Annotated in this window: 16 protein-coding genes and 1 pseudogene; 13 read left to right on the top strand and 4 right to left on the bottom strand. The window is 66.1% G+C overall.

Annotated features, from left to right (window positions below; genetic code table 11):
- The first annotated feature begins 5 nt into the window (after positions 1 to 5).
- The 5 genes and pseudogenes from JOE41_RS14140 (at position 6) to JOE41_RS21175 (ending at position 4,070) form a co-directional block, all read left to right on the top strand.
- Positions 6 to 731, top strand: a complete 726-nt coding sequence (locus tag JOE41_RS14140; protein ID WP_209752712.1) for an SRPBCC domain-containing protein — start codon at positions 6 to 8, stop codon at positions 729 to 731.
- A gap of 43 nt (positions 732 to 774) precedes the next feature.
- The gene (gene tgt / locus JOE41_RS14135) at positions 775 to 2,082 is read left to right on the top strand and encodes a tRNA guanosine(34) transglycosylase Tgt (protein WP_209752711.1); all 1,308 of its coding nucleotides are present in this window, start codon (positions 775 to 777) and stop codon (positions 2,080 to 2,082) included.
- A 108-nt stretch (positions 2,083 to 2,190) separates the two neighbouring features.
- Positions 2,191 to 2,940 (top strand): dienelactone hydrolase family protein, encoded by a 750-nt coding sequence (locus tag JOE41_RS14130; RefSeq protein WP_209752710.1) that lies wholly within the window; start codon positions 2,191 to 2,193, stop codon positions 2,938 to 2,940.
- Between the two features lie 167 nt (positions 2,941 to 3,107).
- A pseudogene (locus JOE41_RS21180) lies at positions 3,108 to 3,233 on the top strand (type IV toxin-antitoxin system AbiEi family antitoxin domain-containing protein); the annotation flags it as partial.
- A 321-nt stretch (positions 3,234 to 3,554) separates the two neighbouring features.
- Positions 3,555 to 4,070 carry a hypothetical protein gene (locus JOE41_RS21175; RefSeq protein ID WP_307800748.1) on the top strand — a complete coding sequence of 172 codons (516 nt, stop codon included), beginning with the start codon at positions 3,555 to 3,557 and terminating at the stop codon, positions 4,068 to 4,070.
- An 80-nt stretch (positions 4,071 to 4,150) separates the two neighbouring features.
- On the opposite strand, the gene JOE41_RS14120 is transcribed toward JOE41_RS21175, so the two are convergent.
- The gene (locus JOE41_RS14120) at positions 4,151 to 4,846 is read right to left on the bottom strand and encodes a queuosine precursor transporter (RefSeq protein WP_043429335.1); all 696 of its coding nucleotides are present in this window, start codon (positions 4,844 to 4,846) and stop codon (positions 4,151 to 4,153) included.
- Between the two features lie 243 nt (positions 4,847 to 5,089).
- Between JOE41_RS14120 and JOE41_RS14115 the strand changes: the two genes are divergently transcribed.
- The 4 genes from JOE41_RS14115 (at position 5,090) to JOE41_RS14100 (ending at position 8,041) form a co-directional block, all read left to right on the top strand.
- The gene (locus JOE41_RS14115) at positions 5,090 to 5,746 is read left to right on the top strand and encodes a TetR/AcrR family transcriptional regulator (RefSeq protein ID WP_209752708.1); all 657 of its coding nucleotides are present in this window, start codon (positions 5,090 to 5,092) and stop codon (positions 5,744 to 5,746) included.
- A gap of 52 nt (positions 5,747 to 5,798) precedes the next feature.
- Positions 5,799 to 6,704: a TIGR01777 family oxidoreductase gene (locus JOE41_RS14110; RefSeq protein WP_209752707.1), complete on the top strand. Its 906-nt coding sequence runs from the start codon at positions 5,799 to 5,801 to the stop codon at positions 6,702 to 6,704.
- The gene (locus tag JOE41_RS14105) at positions 6,701 to 7,120 is read left to right on the top strand and encodes a hypothetical protein (RefSeq protein ID WP_043429332.1); all 420 of its coding nucleotides are present in this window, start codon (positions 6,701 to 6,703) and stop codon (positions 7,118 to 7,120) included. Before JOE41_RS14110 ends, JOE41_RS14105 begins: the two co-directional genes overlap by 4 nt.
- Positions 7,121 to 7,198: 78 nt before the next feature.
- Positions 7,199 to 8,041, top strand: coding sequence for a hydroxymethylpyrimidine/phosphomethylpyrimidine kinase (locus JOE41_RS14100; RefSeq protein ID WP_209752706.1), 843 nt, complete (start codon positions 7,199 to 7,201; stop codon positions 8,039 to 8,041).
- Between the two features lie 124 nt (positions 8,042 to 8,165).
- Here the strand turns inward: JOE41_RS14100 and JOE41_RS14095 are convergent, their stop codons facing one another.
- Entirely contained in the window at positions 8,166 to 9,461 is a 1,296-nt protein-coding gene (locus JOE41_RS14095) for a serpin family protein (protein WP_209752705.1), read from the bottom strand.
- Positions 9,462 to 9,730: 269 nt separating this feature from the next.
- Between JOE41_RS14095 and JOE41_RS14090 the strand changes: the two genes are divergently transcribed.
- Positions 9,731 to 10,120, top strand: a complete 390-nt coding sequence (locus tag JOE41_RS14090) for an iron chaperone (protein WP_209752704.1) — start codon at positions 9,731 to 9,733, stop codon at positions 10,118 to 10,120.
- Positions 10,121 to 10,172: 52 nt separating this feature from the next.
- Here the strand turns inward: JOE41_RS14090 and JOE41_RS14085 are convergent, their stop codons facing one another.
- Both JOE41_RS14085 and JOE41_RS14080 read right to left on the bottom strand, forming a co-directional pair.
- On the bottom strand, positions 10,173 to 11,921 hold the full coding sequence (locus JOE41_RS14085; protein WP_209752703.1) for a pyruvate dehydrogenase: 1,749 nt from the start codon (positions 11,919 to 11,921) through the stop codon (positions 10,173 to 10,175).
- Between the two features lie 324 nt (positions 11,922 to 12,245).
- A complete protein-coding gene (locus JOE41_RS14080; protein WP_209752702.1) occupies positions 12,246 to 13,640 on the bottom strand; it encodes an MFS transporter in 1,395 nt (464 codons plus the stop codon).
- A 257-nt stretch (positions 13,641 to 13,897) separates the two neighbouring features.
- Between JOE41_RS14080 and JOE41_RS14075 the strand changes: the two genes are divergently transcribed.
- The 3 genes from JOE41_RS14075 to JOE41_RS14065 are packed head-to-tail and all read left to right on the top strand — an operon-like array spanning position 13,898 to position 17,018.
- Entirely contained in the window at positions 13,898 to 14,566 is a 669-nt protein-coding gene (locus JOE41_RS14075) for a response regulator transcription factor (RefSeq protein WP_011690455.1), read from the top strand.
- Positions 14,563 to 15,996 (top strand): HAMP domain-containing sensor histidine kinase, encoded by a 1,434-nt coding sequence (locus tag JOE41_RS14070; RefSeq protein ID WP_209752701.1) that lies wholly within the window; start codon positions 14,563 to 14,565, stop codon positions 15,994 to 15,996. The genes JOE41_RS14075 and JOE41_RS14070 overlap by 4 nt, the downstream gene beginning before the upstream one ends.
- Entirely contained in the window at positions 15,993 to 17,018 is a 1,026-nt protein-coding gene (locus JOE41_RS14065) for a TAXI family TRAP transporter solute-binding subunit (RefSeq protein ID WP_011690453.1), read from the top strand. The genes JOE41_RS14070 and JOE41_RS14065 overlap by 4 nt, the downstream gene beginning before the upstream one ends.
- The last annotated feature ends 90 nt before the right edge of the window (positions 17,019 to 17,108 follow it).

Genomic DNA, 17,108 nt, shown 5'->3' with positions numbered 1-17,108 from the left:
GCCCCATGACGAACAATCTGAGCGTTGTGATCAACTCCGATGCGCAGCAGGTTTGGACAATGCTGCGTGAACCCGCCAAGGTAGCCCAGTGGCACGGCTGGGAGGCCGACGACCTTGCCGCCGAAATCAACGAGATCTACTTCAAGGACACCGTGGTCGAAGGCCCGGACCACACCAGCCTGACCGTGGACGGCGGGGACGAGTTCACCCTGAAACCCGTCCCCGCCGGCACCGAAGTCAGCGTGACCCGGGCAGCCCTTGACCACAATTCCGAGTGGGCCGCGTGGGACGAGGACATCACCCAAAGCTGGCTGACGTTCCTCCAGCAGCTCCGCTTCGCACTGGAGCACCACCCGCACGGCAAACGCCGCACAGCTTTCTTCTCCGTTCCGGGCGGAGACGGTTCGGCCATCGACAAGCTGGGCCTGGGGGACGTTCCCAAGCCGGGTGAGCCGTACTCGCTGACCCTTGCGACCGGCGAGGAAATCTCCGGCAAGGTCTGGTACCGGACCAACCACCAGGTGGGACTCACCGTGCACAGTTACGCCGAGCACGGCGACGGCCTGCTGATCGTGGCCGACCAGCCGCCCATTGCCGAAATAAGGCCCGACGGCGGGTCCATGGTGATCGTCTCCACCTACGACCTCGGCGCCCACCGGCTCGAGGAAATCCGCAACAGCTGGGACAGCTGGCGGGCTGAGAACTATCCCACATCGGACCCCGTGCACTGACCGCCAGCTAAGTTTCCCGGTGCCAAGCTGGCACACTTGAACCGTGCCAGCCAATACTGAACCCTCACTCCCGCCTCTCGAGCCGGGTGCCGCAGCCCTGCAGTCCGAGTTTTCCTTCACCGTGGGCAAACGGCTAAGCGAGACGTGCTCACCCACTCCGGAGCAGGTGGCCGCCAACGGCGGAGAGTTCCTGGGCCGCACCGGCACCATCAGCACCCCGCACGGCGAGATCCAGACGCCGGCGTTCATCGCCGTGGGCACCAAGGCCACGGTGAAATCAGTGTTGCCCGAGTCCGTCGCCGAACTCGGCGCCCAGGCGGTGCTGGCCAACGCCTACCACCTGTACCTCCAGCCGGGGGCGGACATCCTGGACGAAGCCGGCGGTCTGGGAGCCTTCATGAACTGGCGCGGGCCCACATTCACGGACTCCGGCGGCTTCCAGGTGATGAGCCTGGGCTCCGGGTTCAAAAAAGTCATCGACATGAAATCGGTGGACACCTCCGGGCCGGACGACGCAGTGGCACCCGGCAAGGAACGCCTGGCGCACGTGGATGAGGAAGGCGTGTGGTTCAAGAGCCACCTTAACGGCGACAGGCACCGCTTCAGCCCCGAAATCTCCATGAACGTCCAGCACCAGATCGGCGCCGACATCATGTTCGCCTTCGATGAACTGACCACGCTGCAGAATTCCCGCGGGTACCAGGAGGAGTCGCTGGAACGCACCCGCCGCTGGGCGGAACGCTGCATCACCGAGCACTTCCGGCTGACCGAGTCCCGGTTGGGGAAACCGTACCAGGCGCTGTTCGGCGTGATCCAGGGCGCCCAGTACGAGGACCTGCGCCGCAAGGCCTGCCGGGACCTCGGCGCCATGAACTTCGACGGCTTCGGCATCGGCGGGGCGCTGGAGAAAGAGAACCTGGGCACGATCGTGCGTTGGTGCAACGAGGAACTTCCGGAGAACAAACCGCGGCACCTGCTGGGCATCTCCGAGCCCGATGACATCTTCACCGCGATCGAGAACGGCGCGGACACCTTCGACTGCGTCTCCCCCACCCGGGTGGCCCGCAATTCGGCGTTCTACCACCCGGAGGGACGGTTCAACCTCTCCGGCGCCAAGTACAAGCGCGACTTCGGCCCGCTGCAGGAAGGCTGCGACTGCTACGCCTGCCTGAACTATTCCCGCGCTTACATCCACCACCTGTTCAAGGCCAAGGAAATGGTCTCCGCCACGCTGATCTCGATCCACAATGAGCGCTTCGTGGTGAAGATGGTGGACGACGCCCGGCTCGCCATCGAGGCCGGCAACTTCTTCGACTTCAAGGCCGAGACCCTGGGCCGCTACTACTCGTAGTCCGGACGAGGGATGCCGGACGCGGGGGGGCCGGACGCGGGGGGCCGGACGCGGGGGCGGGGCGCCCGAAAGGCGCCTCCCGCCGTCGTCCTCCGATATTCTGACCGGATGCTCATCGAGATCCCGGCCGCAGACGGAACTGCCGAGGCCCTTGTCGCCCGCCCCTCCCAGGGCCCGGGCCCTTGGCCGGGTGTCATCCTGTACATGGACGCATTCGGTCTGCGTCCCCGCATCCAGGAGATGGCGCAGCGCATCGCCGACTGGGGCTACGTGGTCCTGGCGCCGAACACCTTCTACCGCGAAGGAACGGCCGCAGAAATCGAACCGCACACGGACATGACCACCCCGGAGGGCCGGGCCGTTGCCGGCAAGGAAGCGTTCCCGCGGGTCGGACGCCTCACAACGGACAAGGCGCAGCCTGACATTGACGCGTGGGTTGCTGCGCTGCGAACGCTCGACGGCGTCGCACCAGGCCCGATCGGCACCTTCGGCTACTGCATGGGTGCCCGGCTCGCGGTGCGCACGGCCACCACCCATCCTGGGGTGGTGGCAGCATGCGCGGGCTTCCACGGCGGCGGGCTTGCCACCGACGCCCCTGACAGCCCGCATCTGGAACTCGGCAACGCCTCGGCCCGATTCGTGTTCGGCCACGCCGACCATGATCAGAGCATGGATGCCGACGCCGTCGCGCGCCTGGGCAGGGCGCTCGACGCCGCGGGCCTCGAAGCTACGAACGAGATCTACCCCGGCGCATCCCACGGCTACTCGATGGCAGACACCTCTGCATTCCACGCCGAGGCCACGGAACGGCACTTCCGGGAACTCCGGGCCCTCCTCGACTCAACGCTCAAGGGCTGACGCCGGGCTGCTCTCCTGACCTGCCGATGCCTCGCCGTTACGACGGTTCCGTGCAGGATAGACGCTTCCCGGCGTCGAGCGGGCAGGGAACCGTCGAAACGGCTTGTTGTCCACATACCCGCGATGATGCCTGGGCGGTGCAGTGAGCGCGGTGGAAGCTTGGTCTCATGATTCACGAAAGCCCACCAGGCGCGAACCTGTGGCGCACGGACCAGCTCCTTGCTTCCGGATCCAATTCCCGTGCCATAGCCAGGCTGGTGCAAGAGGAGAAACTGGTCCGGCTGCGCCGCGGTTGCTATGCCCGCGGAGATTGGTGGCGCTCCTTGAACGCCACCGCCCGACGTCGGCAGCTGATCTTTGCGCATTCGCTCGGAACGCTCACGACGTCAGCGGGAAGGTTCGCTTATAGCCATGTGTCCGGAGCCAGCCTCCATGGCCTCCAGTTGTGGAAGGTCGATGACCGAGTGCACCTCACCCGAGAAGGCTCCCCCTCCGCAGTCACACATGGGAGAGACGTAATTGCCCACACCCGTCCGTTGGGTGGCCGTGAGCTCTGCTTCGTGGACGGGCTCCCCTGTACGTCACTGGAACGCACGGTAGTCGACTGCTCGCTGATGTTCACCGTGCAACAGGCCGTGATCCTGGTTGATCACGCCGCACGCATGGGAGCGGACCTTGGCCTGCTCCGCTCTCAGTGTTCCGACCTCATCGGCCGCAACGGAGTAGTCGCCCTCCGCCGGGCCCTCGAACTTGCTGACCCGCGCTCGGAGTCGGCCGGGGAAAGCCTCACAAGGGAACTGCTGCACCGGCTCAGAATCACACCGCCGGAGCTGCAGTACCAAGTCCGGAGTCCGTTTGGGGAACATCGGCTGGACTTCGCGTGGCCGGAGCGCAGGGTCGCCCTCGAATTCGACGGGAAGACCAAGTACTTCGACTACCGGCCCACCGGAGATGTTCTGTTTGCGGAGCGGCGGCGCGAAAAGGCACTGATTGAACAGGGCTGGACGTTCCTACGTATCGAATGGAAAGACCTGTTCAACGAGGTGGAGTTCAAATACCGGGTCCTGGCGGCGCTGAACCTCGGAGCAGGCGCAGGCGCCTCGCCGTTACGACGGTTCCGTGCAGGATAGACGCTTCCCGGCGTCGAGCGGGCAGGGAACCGTCGAACCGGCGGTGCTGAGGGTGCGAAGGCTCCGCGGAGAGCCGGGGCCTACGCGCCGTAGCTCGGTTCGCGCTTCTTGATCCAGCCGATGGCGGACGCAGTCACGGGCACAAAGAGGAACTCCACCAGGGTCTTGTAGAGGAAGCCGACCAGCACATAGTTCACGAAGCTGCCGGCGTCGGTGATGCCGATGACGGACGCCGCAATGCTGCAGAAGATGAGTGTGTCCACAAACTCACCGGCCACTGACGAGCCCATGATCCGCGCCCACAGGGATTTCTCGCCCGTGCGGGCCTTCATCTTCACCAGGATCCACGAGTTGATGGTCTGGCCGGCCAGGAACGCCAGCAGCGAAGCCAGGACGATCTGCGGAACCGGCCCCAGCGCACCCTCGAGCGCGGCCTGCTTGGACGTACCGAACTCGTCGTCGAAGCCGGGCAGCGCAATGATGACCCAGTAGCAGGCGGATGCGAACACAGACAGGGCAAAGGTGGTGATGATCGCCTTGCGAGCCACGGCGAATCCGTAGACCTCGCTGATGACGTCGCCCAGGATGTAGGCCAGCGGGAACAGGAAGAAGCCGCCGTCCGTGATGATGGGACCGATCGCCACGCCCTTGGATGCCCCGATGTTGGACAGGATCAGCACCACCGCCATGAAGGCCAACATGATGCCGAAATAAGGGGAACCGATCGAGGCGAATTTCGGCGCCGCGGAGGCGGGGAAAGTCTTGGCGGAAGTCATGGGTGATCCATTCGGAGTGGTTCGCGCGGCTGCCCGGGAACGATCGCGGAGGAGATCGCTGCAGCAGCCGGCTGTATTAGCACTGGGAGGGGTCCCGCAGCGTCCTGCCGCCGGAACCGTGTTCCATTGTCGCATCACCGGCTGAGGGAGGTGCCACTGTTGCGGACGGCGAGAGTATTTGAACACGTTCAGTTTTCGTGCCACACTTCTTGAACACGTTCAAAAAATGGGGAGACGGTAACCATGGCGCGCAAGAGCGAGCAGACCCGGCAGTTGGTTGCGGATGTGGCGCTGCGCATGTTCCGCGAGATCGGCTTCGAAAAAACCACCATGCGCGCCATCGCCACCGAGGCCGGAGTGTCGGTGGGCAATGCCTACTACTACTTCGCGTCCAAGGACGAACTGGTCCAGGAGCTCTACGTCCAGGTCCAAGCGGAGCACGCGGCCAAGGCCGCCGAAGCCCTCGAGGGTGTCAAGGACCTCAGCGGCAGGCTCAAGGCAACGCTGCACACCGGGCTGGACGTCATGGAGCCCTACCACCGCTTCGGCGCCGAATTCATCGCCACCGCAATCCGGCCGACGTCGCCCGTCAACCCGTTCTCCGGCGAGTCCACGGCTGCCCGCAACGCCTCGCTGGCCATCTTCCGGAACGTCGTGGAGGGCGCCAGCCCGTCAGTTCCCAGGAAATTCCGCGCGGACCTTCCGGAACTGCTGTGGCTCGGCTACATGGGTGTGGCTCTCTTCTGGGTCTACGACACGTCGGAGGACCGGCGCCGCACCCGGAAGCTGGTCGACGGGATGGCGCCGCTCATTGCGCGCGGGCTTTCCCTGGCAAGGATCCCCGGCGTCAACAAGGTCCTGGGCGACGTCCTCAGCCTGAGCCGCGGCGTCCGGGACTAGCCGGGCATCAACACCGGCGGAGACGAGTCATCAACAATCATTCGGGGGAACCATGAACAACCGTAAGACCGTGGTCCTGGCCGGCGCATCCGGCTTCATCGGCGGCTATTTCCGGACGCGCTTCGAGCAGGACGGCTGGCAGGTGCTCGCCGTCGGCCGCAGCGGCGCTGACGCAGTCCGCTGGGGTGACCACGACGGACTCACCCGGGCACTGGACGGCGCCGAGCTCCTGGTGAATCTCGCCGGACGGTCAGTGGACTGCCGCTACAGCCAACGGAACAAGGCGCAGATCCTGGAGTCCCGGGTGTCCACGACGGCGGAACTTGGCCGGGCAGCGCGCCGCTGTTCCGCTCCCCCGGCGACATGGCTCAACGCCAGCACCGGCACCATCTACCGCCACGCCGAAGACTCGCCCCAGTCGGAGCACGACGGTGAGCTGGGCGACGGGTTCTCGGTGGACGTCGCCCGCGCTTGGGAGTCCGCCCTGGCCGCCGCCGAAACCCCGTCCACCCGCAAGGTCCCGCTCCGGATCTCCATCGTGCTCGGCCCGGGAGGCGGGGTGATGCGGCCCTTCGCCGCCCTCGCGAGGCTTGGCCTTGGCGGGCACATGGGCGGCGGCAGCCAGAAGTTCAGCTGGGTCCACGTGGAGGACCTCTACCGCAGCGCGCTGTTTGTGCACCAGCGGACGGACCTCACGGGGCCGGTGAATGTGGCTTCGCCCGAGGTCGTGGACAACCGGGAGCTGATGCGCCTGGTACGCCGGGCCTACCGGGTTCCGTTCGGCCTGCCCACACCCGGCTGGCTGTTGGAGCTGGGGGCCGCGATGATCCGCACCGAGACCGAACTGGTCCTCAAAAGCCGCTGGATCCAGCCGCAGAAGCTGCTGGACGCCGGCTTCATCTTCCGGCATGCCGAGCTGGGCAACGCGCTCCAGGACGTTACCGGGCGGCAGGCATGAGCCGGCCGCAGCGCGTGGTGCTTGGCGCCGGCGCGGTGTGGCTCGGCATCCTCGTGACGCATCTGACGTTCTGCCTGGTGCTCGGCGCCCGTGTGCAGCTGCTCAATTCCGGAGCCGTGTCCGGCGTCTGGTTCGCGGTGATGGCCCTGATGGTCGGCGCCATCCCCGCGGTAGTCGTCGGCTGGGGCGTGGCCCTGCCGACGGGCCTGCTGATGCGGCCGGTCGGCAGCCAGTGGCTGCATGTCGCTGCCTTCGGCGTCCTGGGCCTTGCCCTGGGTGCGCCGTTTGGAGGGTTCGACTCCCCGCCGGACTTGTTCACGGCGACGGCGATGGGCACGTCGGCGGCGGTGGGACGCCTTGCCGTGTGGAAGCTCGCCCGGCAGTACGACGGCGGCCCGCCGGCGGCCGCACCGTAAGTCCCGTAACCGGCCGGTTTCGTCAGATTGGTCATCCGCACAATGCGGCCAATTTAGGCGCGGTGGCAATATAGGTGGATGACTTCTGCTGCTGTTGACACGTATCCCGCCGTCGCCCTGACCATTGCCGGTTCCGAGGCGACGGGCGGTGCTGGTGCGCAGGCGGACCTGAAGACGTTCCAGGAACTGGGTGTCTTTGGCATCGCAAACCTGACCTGCATCGTTTCCTTCAACCCGAACGACAACTGGAACCACCGTTTTGTACCAGTGGACCAGCAGGTCATCGCCGACCAGCTGGAGGCGACGACGGCGGCGTACGGCGCCGCGTCCGGCGCGCCTTCCGTGCTGGACACCGTGAAGATCGGCATGCTGGGCAGCCCGGCCACGATTTCGACCGTGGCGTCCGCGCTCGCTGCCGGCGCGTTCTCCAACGTGGTGCTGGACCCTGTGCTGATCTGCAAGGGCCAGGAACCGGGCCCCGCACTGGACACGGACCAGGCACTGAAGGCACAGATCCTGCCGCTGGCCACGTTCGTCACGCCCAACCATTTCGAAGCAGAGTCCCTCTCCGGCCTGGAAATCACGGACGTCGAATCCCTTAAAGCCGCCGCAATCCGCATCCATGAGCTGAGCGGAGCCGCGGTGCTGGCCAAGGGCGGCGTGCGTCTGGCCGGGCCCGACGCCGTCGACGTCTACTACGACGGCGACACCTTGGAAATCCTCTCCGCCCCCAAGGTGGGCGAAGTAGCCGTGTCCGGTGCCGGCTGCTCCCTCGCCGCCGCAGTGACCGCCGAGCTTGCCAAGGGTGCGACCCCGCTTGAGGCTGCCCGCACGGCGAAGGCTTTCGTGACCGCCGGGATCCGCAACCGCGTGGCCTCGGGCGCCCCGTTCGACGCCCTCTGGCAGGGCGGCCCGCGCTAACCCGTCCCCGCGTTTCGGGACGCTCTCTCACTTTTCGCGCGAAAAACCACGACGCTCTCTCACTTTCCTCAAGAAAGTGAGAGAGCGTCGTGTTGTAAGCTGCACGATCTGAGAGAGCGTCCGGCTAGGAACGGGGGTCGGCCACCGTTCCCATGAAGAGCGGCAGCCCGGTTTCGACGTGCACAATCTGGTAGTGGAACGGCCGGTCGAACGTGATGGTTCGTTCGGGCTGGGGCGGCGCGCTGGTGACAGCTCCGTTGATCTGGGTCACAGCCGCGGCAACCGTGCCCTTTTCCGCGACCGTGATGTTGGCTGCCTGGGCGGCCTGGGTGATCATCATCCCGGGCTGGATGTTGTTGAAGTCCTCCGTGGTGGTGAGGGTCTTCCGGAGCCCCAGGGATTCAAAGACTTTCCTCAGGTCGAAGCTGCACTTATGGTCCCAGCGGGGCAGCTGGATCTGCACGGTCTCCAGCGGTGCGCGGTCCAAAGCATCCGCAATGTCCGTGAGCCGTTCCGCACCAAAGACCGGCGAACCGGCGCCTGTGCCCGCACCTGGGACGCCTGTGTCCGGAAGGACCAGCCGCATGACGAAACCGTCGGCGTAGGGCAGGTCCACGCCCTGCCAGCCAGCCCCCTCCGCGTATTTCATCTCCAGCTCGTTGTGCATTGCCGGGGCGTCGATCTTCTCGCCGGCAGCCGTCGTGAAGGGCAGGTCCGAGGTGTCATTCGGATCAAAGGGCGCGCGCCAGGCGGACGCGAAGTAGAGAGAGTTGAGCAGGCTGAACGTGTTGTCGCGATCGTATTTTGCGGGGGCCTCCTTGATCCTGCCGCCCGTGTTCCGGTTCACCCAGGCATCGATGGCCGGCTTGGTTGCCGCTTCGTTGCTGAAGTCCACGGGATAGACGCCGGTTCCGTAGTGCCGGGCCAGTGTTTCCAGGAAGGCGTCGCCCGTGGGCACGTCCTTGTCCACGAACAACCCGTTGGCGGCGTGCATCACGGGCTTCCGCGGCGGGTTGTCCTCATCCACCGAGCCGGGGTCGCCGTCGAACTTCCCGAGCGAGCTGAGCAGCGCGTTCATGGCTTCGTCGCGATGTTCCGCGGGGAGCTTCAGGACGCTGTCCAGCTCGGCCGCCGTCTCGCCGGATGCCCCGGTTCGGAGCATGGCGAGGGCAATCAGCAGACTCCCCGGCGAGGAGACCACGTTCCCTTTGGAGCCGTCGCCGCCGTCGGCCAGCAGGGCCTCGCCGAGCCCGAGAGCGGAGGCCCGGAAGGAGCGCAGTTCAGCGGCATACGCCGCGCCGTCCACCGAAATCCGTTCCACGCCGTCGGCCTTCAGGAGCTCCGGGGACGACGCCGAACATGCGGTGAGCGCCGCAAGGGCACCGGCCGTCGCGATCATGGCCACGCGGTGCGTTTTCATGTTTCCCCCTTGGACCGGCCGTCGGACCGGCCGTTGGACTGCCCGTTGGACCGGCGGCGCGGGCTCCTGCCATGCCGGCATTTGGCAGGACTCGGCCTGCCTCCTTCAGTCAACCAGCCTGACCGCCGCCGAACGATGCCCGCAGGGTCACGGTTTGCCGTCGTTTTGGTCTCGCCTGCCGACGCTCTCCCACTTTTCGCAACGTTTTGAGCAACGCTCTCTCGCTGCGGGCACCGGCGTACTCTCGGGAGATAACGAAGGAGCGGTAAATGGCACAGCATTTCGACAACGTTGACGAGTACATTGCGTCGTTTCCGGCCGAGGTACAGGGCACACTTCAGGAAATCCGGCGCAGGTGCCATGAGGCCGTCCCGGAGTCCGGCGAGGTGATCAGCTACGGCATCCCCACCATCACTTTGAACGGCAAGTACGTGGTCTATTTCGCGGGCTGGGCACACCATATTTCCGTGTATCCCGTCCCGGCCGGAGACGAGGCATTCGAAGCTGCGATCGCGCCGTACCGGGCAGCCAAGGGAACACTGAAATTCCCCCTGGGCAAGCCGGTCCCGTACGAGCTCATCGAAAAGACGGCGGCACGGCTTGCCGCCGGGCGCCGCGGCCCCCAGCCGCCGTCGGACACGCACGACGGCGGCTGGTAGCCGGCGCTGGAGGCGACCGTAACCGCGCGACCCGCGAACCGTCGTCGGGCACCTACCGCCGCGGGATATTGCGCAGGTTGCTGCGGGCCATGCTGACGGCCTCGCCGGCGCCCCGGTTCAGGACCACCTTCGACATGGCTGTTGCGAAGCCAAGGACCTGCGAGCCGGTGATTTTCGGCGGGATCGACAGCGCCTTCGGATCCGTGATGAGCTCCACCAGCGACGGTCCGGGGTGGGCGAAGGCCTCCCGGTAGGCGTCCTCGATCCGGGCCGGATCGGTCACGCGGACAGCGTGGAAGCCGAGCGCGCGGGCGACGGCGGCGTAATCGGCGTCGGGAACGTCAACGCCGAAATCGGGAAGCCCGTCCACGAGCATCTCGAGTTTGACCATGCCCAGCGTGGAGTTGTTGAAGACCACCACGTTCACCGGCAGCCGGTGTGCCGCAACGGTGATGAGCTCTCCCAGCAGCATGGACAGGCCGCCGTCACCGGACACCGAAATGACCTGTCGGCCGGGATAGGCCAGCTGCGCGCCGATCGCATGCGGCAGCGCGTTGGCCATGGAGCCGTGCAGGTACGATCCAATCAGCCTGCGCGTGCCCAACGGGTTGATGTAGCGGGCCGTCCAGACATTGCACATGCCGGTGTCCGCGGTGAATATGGCGTTCTCCGCCGCCACCTGGTCCAGGATCGAGGCCGCGTACTCCGGGTGGATGGGCTGTTTCTTCTCCACCTTGCGGGTGTAGGCGCCCACGGCCTTGTTCATGAGCCGGTCATGCTTCTTGAGCATCTGGTTGAGGAAGCGGCGGTTCTTTTTCCGGGCGAGCAACGGCTTCAACGCGCCGAGCGTGGGCAGCACGTCGCCATGGACGGCGATGTCGACGTCGGTCCTTCGCCCCAGCTTGTGCGCGGCGCGGTCCACCTGGGCCGTGAGCGTGCCGGGAAGGAACTGGTCGTACGGAAAGTCGGTGCCGAGCAGGATCAGCAGGTCTGCATCCTCGATGCCCTCCGCCGCGGCGCCGTAGCCGAGCAGCCCGGTCATGCCGATGTCGTAAGGGTTGTCGTACTGCATGAAGTCCTTGCCCCGCAGCGAGTGGCCGATCGGGGCGCCGATGAGTTCCGCGAGGGCCACCACTTCATCGTGGGCACCCTGCGTTCCCGCGCCGGCAAAGATGGCGACCTTCTCCGCCGCGTTGATGGCATCGGCGAGCTCCCGGACACTCGCGGCGTCGGGAGTCAGTGTGGCGCGCCGGAAGGTTGCGGGCAGCGGCGTTCGGCCGGCGGCTTCCAGCCCGGCGATATCGCCGGGGAGGGTAACGACGGCGACTCCCCCGAGCCCGACGGCGTGCTGGATGGCGCTGTGCATCACCCGCGGCGCCTGCTCTGCCGTGCTGACGAGTTCCGAGTACACCGAGCATTCGTTGAAGAGCCGGTCCGGGTGGGTTTCCTGGAAGTAGCCGCTGCCGATCTGCTTACTCGGAATGTGCGAGGCGATGGCCAGCACCGGCGCGCCCGAGCGGTTGGCGTCGTACAGGCCGTTGATCAGGTGCAGGTTGCCGGGGCCGCACGAGCCGGCGCAGACGGCCAGCCGGCCGGTCAGCTGGGCTTCGGCCGCGGCGGCGAACGCAGCTGCCTCCTCGTGCCGCACGTGGATCCAGTCGATGCCGCCTTGCTGGGAGCCGCCCGTCTTGCGGACGGCGTCGACAATCGGGTTGAGGCTGTCGCCCACGATCCCGTAGATTCGCTGCACACCGGCAGCCTGGAGTTGTTCAATGAGCTGGCTGGCGAGTTCCTTGGCCATGAGTGCACACTCCCGCGATCAGGTTTGATGAGCTGACAGGGCCAATATAGTCCGCCCGCCTTGGGGCGCCTCCCAGGCTGTCAGCCGCCAGGTTCTCAGCAGCCGACGACGTCGGCCGCCGCCGGGGACCCCCTACCGGCTGAACGCTCTCTCACTTAAGGCAAGAAAACCCGGGACGCTCTCTCACTTTCCCTAAGAAAGTGAGAGAGCGTCCCGGGATTTACCGCAGGATCTGAGAGAGCGTCCGGGGCGGGGGGCTGCTGGGCTGCCGCCCGCCGTCGTACTTTCGCTCCCCGCACCTTACGGCCGCCGTACTGTAACCGGTCAGACGTTGAGGAGGTCCTTGTCCTTGTCGTCATCCTTGCGGGTCTGGGACCAGGCGTGGCCCTGTTCGTGATCGAGGTGGGTGGCCTTCTTGTTCCTGAGTGCGAAGATGTAGACGACCAGCGAGATGGCGATGGCCACGGTGACGTAGGTGAAGAACAGGTCCACCCGCTCGGCCTTCTGGAACGCGGCGCCGATCAGCGGGACGGTTCCGCCGAAGAGCGAGTTGGCGATCGCGTAGCCCAGGCCGACGCCGAGTGCGCGGATGGACGCGGGGAACAGCTCCGCCTTCACCAGGGCATTGATGGAGGTATAGCCGCCAACGATCAGCAGGCCGCCCATCATCAGCAGGAACGCCGTGAACGGGTCCTTGGTGTTGGAGAGCGTGGAGAGCAGCGGCCAGGTGAAGAGGACGCCGGTGATGCCGAACCACAGCAGCAGCGGCTTGCGGCCCACCTTGTCCGAGATCAGGCCGTAAACGGGCTGGAGCAGCATGAAGATGAAGAGGGCCCAGAAGTTGATCACCGAGGTGTCGGTCTTGGCGATGCCGGAGGTGTCGTTCATGAACTTCAGGATGAAGTTGGTGTACGTGTAGAACGCCACGGTGCCGCCGAGGGTGACGCCGATGCAGATCAGCAGCGGCTTCCAGTACTGCGTGAACAGCAGCCTCATGGTGCCGGGCTGCGCGACGCCCGCAACGGCCGGGATCTTGGCGGCTTCGACCTGCTCAGCCGATACCGTCTCCTCCATTGAGCGCCGCAGCCACAGAACCACCAGCGCAGCTACGCCGCCGATGGCAAACGGAATACGCCAGCCCCACTCAGTCAGGTCGCCCTTCGGCATGACGTTCTGCAGGATGACGAGGACCAGCAAGGCCATCATCTGGCCGCCGATCAGGGTCACGTACTGGAAGCTGGAGAAGAAGCCGCGGCGCTTGGACGTGGCGGCCTCGGACATGTAGGTGGCGCTGGTGCCGTACTCCCCGCCCACGGAGAACCCCTGGATCAGGCGGATGAGTATCAGCAGCACCAGTGCCCAGACGCCGACCTGCTGCGTTGTGGGCAGGAGCGCGATGGCGAAGGAACCTGCCGACATCAGCGTCACGCTGAGCGTCAGCGCCGCCTTCCGGCCCTTGCGGTCCGCGTACCGGCCGAAGAACCAGGCGCCGATGGGGCGCATCAGGAACGACGTCGAGAAGACGGCCATCGCCTCCAGGCCGGCCTGCAGCTCGTCCTTGGAATTGAAGAAGTGGGACTGGAAATATGCGGCAAAGACTGTGTAGACGTAGAGGTCGTACCATTCCACCAGGTTGCCGGCCGAGCCTTTGAGGATATTGCTCACGGCGCGGCGGGTCTGGGCTGACTCACTCTGGACTTCGGCTTGCTGGGTGCTCATCGCTGAACCTCGCTTGGCTGTGCTCCCGGCAACCGTTCCGGGCAAAATCCTGTGCTGTCCATGGCAACATTGCTCATGGTTCCTCCTCGACATTGACGGTCCTCCGAAAGCCGAGGACCCATCCACGCTATGGGTGATCCACCCCACTAGCTACGTAAAGGGGGAATTCCTAACACTTCCTTAGGTTTCGCCGGGACAAGGGATAATCTCCACAGCGGGCAGATCGAAGATGCCCCGTCAACGAACAGGACCAGGCAATGGATGTGCTCATCGTCGAGGACGACGACGCGATGGCGTCCGCCCTCGATGCGGCGGTGGTTTCCGCCGGACACACGGCGTCCCGGGTTGCCCGCGGGGCTGACGCGCTCCTTGAGCACCGCCGGTTCGAGGTCATCCTGCTGGACCTGGGGCTGCCGGACATGGACGGCCTCGACGTGCTGCGGAAGCTCCGCCAGGTCACACCGGTCCCGATCCTCATCCTCACCGCCCGCGACGACGAGCGCAGCGTGGTCCTTGGCCTGCGGTCGGGAGCCGATGACTACCTCGTCAAGCCGGTGAAACTGGTTGAACTGCTTGCCCGCATCGAAGCCGTGACGAGGCGTGCAGGCCGCAGCAAGGACAGCAGGCAGCGGAGCATCGTGCTGGGCGAACTCGAAGTGGACCTCGAACGGCGCGTGGCCGCGGTCGGTCCCAGGGTCCTGCCTCTGACCGCCACCGAATTCGACCTGCTCGCACTCCTGGCCGGCCATGCCGGTTCAGTGGTCACCCGGGAGCAGATCCTGGATGCGCTGTGGGGGGACGCCTTCCTGGCGTCGTCGCGGTCCCTTGACGTGCATCTGACGGGTCTCCGGGCAAAGCTCCAGCTCCCCGGCTTCATCATCAATGTGCGCGGTGTGGGCTATCGGGTCGAGGCGGATCCTGCGTGAAGCTGCGTGTCCTCGGAGTCCTGAGTGTGCTGTCTGTCCTCATCGTCATCTTCGCCTCCACCGCCCTCCTGACCTCGGCCAGCCGGGAGCTCACCCAGGAACTCCAGATCAACCGGGCGGCTGCGCTCAACAGGCTCGCGCAGGTGGCGTTCGACGCCGCGAACGACGGTGAATCCATCCAGCTGCAGGCAGAGATGGACAGGTACTCGGAACTGTACGGTGAGGGGGTGCTGATCCGCCTCCAGCAGGGCACCCTGCGCTCAGGCGGCCTGAGCGAGGACAGGGCAGACGTCCGCGATGCTGTTGCCCGGGCAAAGCTGAACCTTAGCGACACCACGCTCAGTCAGATTCAGCCGTTCGGAACCGGTTCTGAGGTGATCTCACGCTCCTTCGGCAGCGCAAGCCAGGTTCTTGGCGAGGCGGTTTTGGAGGTCAATCTGGATGCGGCCCGGCAGAAACTCCGGGAACGGTGGCTTCTCGTCGGAGTGGCGGCGGCCGCCCTCGCTGCAGTGCTCCTCCTCGGTGCGGCCCGGGTGACGCGCTGGGTACTGCGTCCGGTACACCGCCTGAATTCGGCGGTGACCGAGCTTGAGGCAACAGGCAGGAGCAGCCGGCTTCCGGAGGACGGGCCGCCGGAGCTTCGGGAGCTGAGCCGGTCCTTTACCAGGATGGCCCGGACGGTCAGCGACAGCATCGACTCCCAGCGCCAGCTGATTGCCGACACCTCCCACCAGCTGCGCAACCCCGTCGGCGCCCTGCGCTTGAGGATCGACCTGCTGCAGCTTGAACTGCAGACAGCCCGGGAGCACAATGCGGCGGCCGGAGTCCTGGCGGAACTCGAACGTGTGGAAGAGATCCTTGACGGGGTATTGAAGCTGGCGACGGCCGAGCACAGGGCCTTCGAAGACTCTGCCGGAGGCCCGCCGGGGGCCCCTTCGCGCGGGTTCCGTGCCGTTATTGATCCGTACCCTGTCCTGCAGGAAGAGACCGAACGGGCAGGACCTGCGGCACGGCGCGGCGGCTCGTCGATCCTGCTGGAGGATCCGCCGGACCCGGCGGCGCACATCGCCTGCAACGCCGCAGAACTGGCCCAGATGGTGGGGGAACTGATCAATAACGCCATCAAATACGCCGCCGGCGCCCGAATATCCGTGGCAGTCCGCGTACGCCAGGATGCGGTTGCCGTAGAGGTCTCCGATACCGGCCCCGGGCTTTCCGCTGAGGAACGGGCTGCTGCTACCAGCCGCTTTTGGCGCTCCCCGCAGCACCGTGAGATCCGTGGCAACGGCCTGGGCATGACCATTGTGGACAAACTTGCGGGAGCCAACGGGGGCCGGCTGCTTCTGACGGAAACGTCGCCCCACGGCCTGACCGCGCGCATCGAGTTTCCGCGCGCCATGGCTTCCCAGGGGCCGGAGGCCCTTTCATGACCGGCATGACTGACCTGGCTGGAAGCCTGCCGCCACGGAGGGCCGCCCTCAAGGCCGGGCTGGCCGCTGGCCTGGCCGGACTGCTCATCCCGGCCCTCACCGCCTGCACTGCCGAGGACAAGCCAGGCACCGTCACCGTGGCAGGGGGTGAGCCGGGAGGCTTCTACCTTGAATTTGCAACGCTGCTGGCGGAGTCCATCCAGCGCCATGGCGTGGCCGGCAGCGCTTCAGCCCTGACCACCGGTGGCAGCCTCGACAACCTGCGGCAGCTCCTGACGGGGCAAGCGACGTTCGCCGTCGCACTCGCGGATGCCGCGGCACAGAAGATGCCGGCGGGCGGCCCGTCGGACGCGGGAATCGCGGCCCTTGGAAGGGTGTACGAAAACTACGTCCACTGCGTCGTCCGGAGGGCTGGCGGCATAAGGACCCTCACGGAACTGGCTGGCCGGACCGTGGCTGTCGGCGAGCCCGGTTCAGGGACGTCGCTTACCACTCCGCGCCTGCTGGAGGCCGCCGGGCTGGCTTCCGTGGCTGTGGGCGCCGCGCCCGCCGCAAATGGCGGCAAGACGGTCACCGTCCTGAACCTCGGACTCAACGCGGGGCTTGCGGCGCTGCAGGACGGGTCGGTGGACGCGCTGTTCTGGTCCGGCGGGGTGCCTACGGCCGCCATTGCCGCCACCCACCATGAGGTCGGGCTCGGATTCCTGGACCTCTCCCCGCTGCTGCCCAAACTGCGGACCAAGTACGGCGCGTTCTACGACCGGGTCCTGATCCCGGAAGGCGCCTACGAGGGCATTCCGGCTGTCTGGGCAGTGGGTGTGGCCAATCTGCTCCTGTGCCGCAGTGACCTGGATGAGCGGACAGTGAAGAGAACCGTCGAACTGCTGGTGGACCACGCCGAGGAACTGATCCCCCGCTCCAGCATGGGAGTCCAGTTCCTGAGCCCGGAATCGCTGATCAACACGGCCGGCCTGCCGTTGCACCCCGCAGCCGCTGCCGCCTACCGGGAACTGCACGGGTAAAGCAAGACGCTCCCTCACCTCCGGCAGCAAATGCGGCAACGCTCTCTCACTTTCCCCAAGAAAGTGAGAGAGCGTCTGCGGGAACACGGC

Origin of the sequence: Arthrobacter sp. PvP103 (genome assembly GCF_017833075.1) — a bacterium.
In the GTDB taxonomy this organism is placed as follows: domain Bacteria; phylum Actinomycetota; class Actinomycetes; order Actinomycetales; family Micrococcaceae; genus Arthrobacter.
Note: the sequence above shows the minus strand (reverse complement) of the source record. Positions and strands in the feature narration are given on the sequence as shown.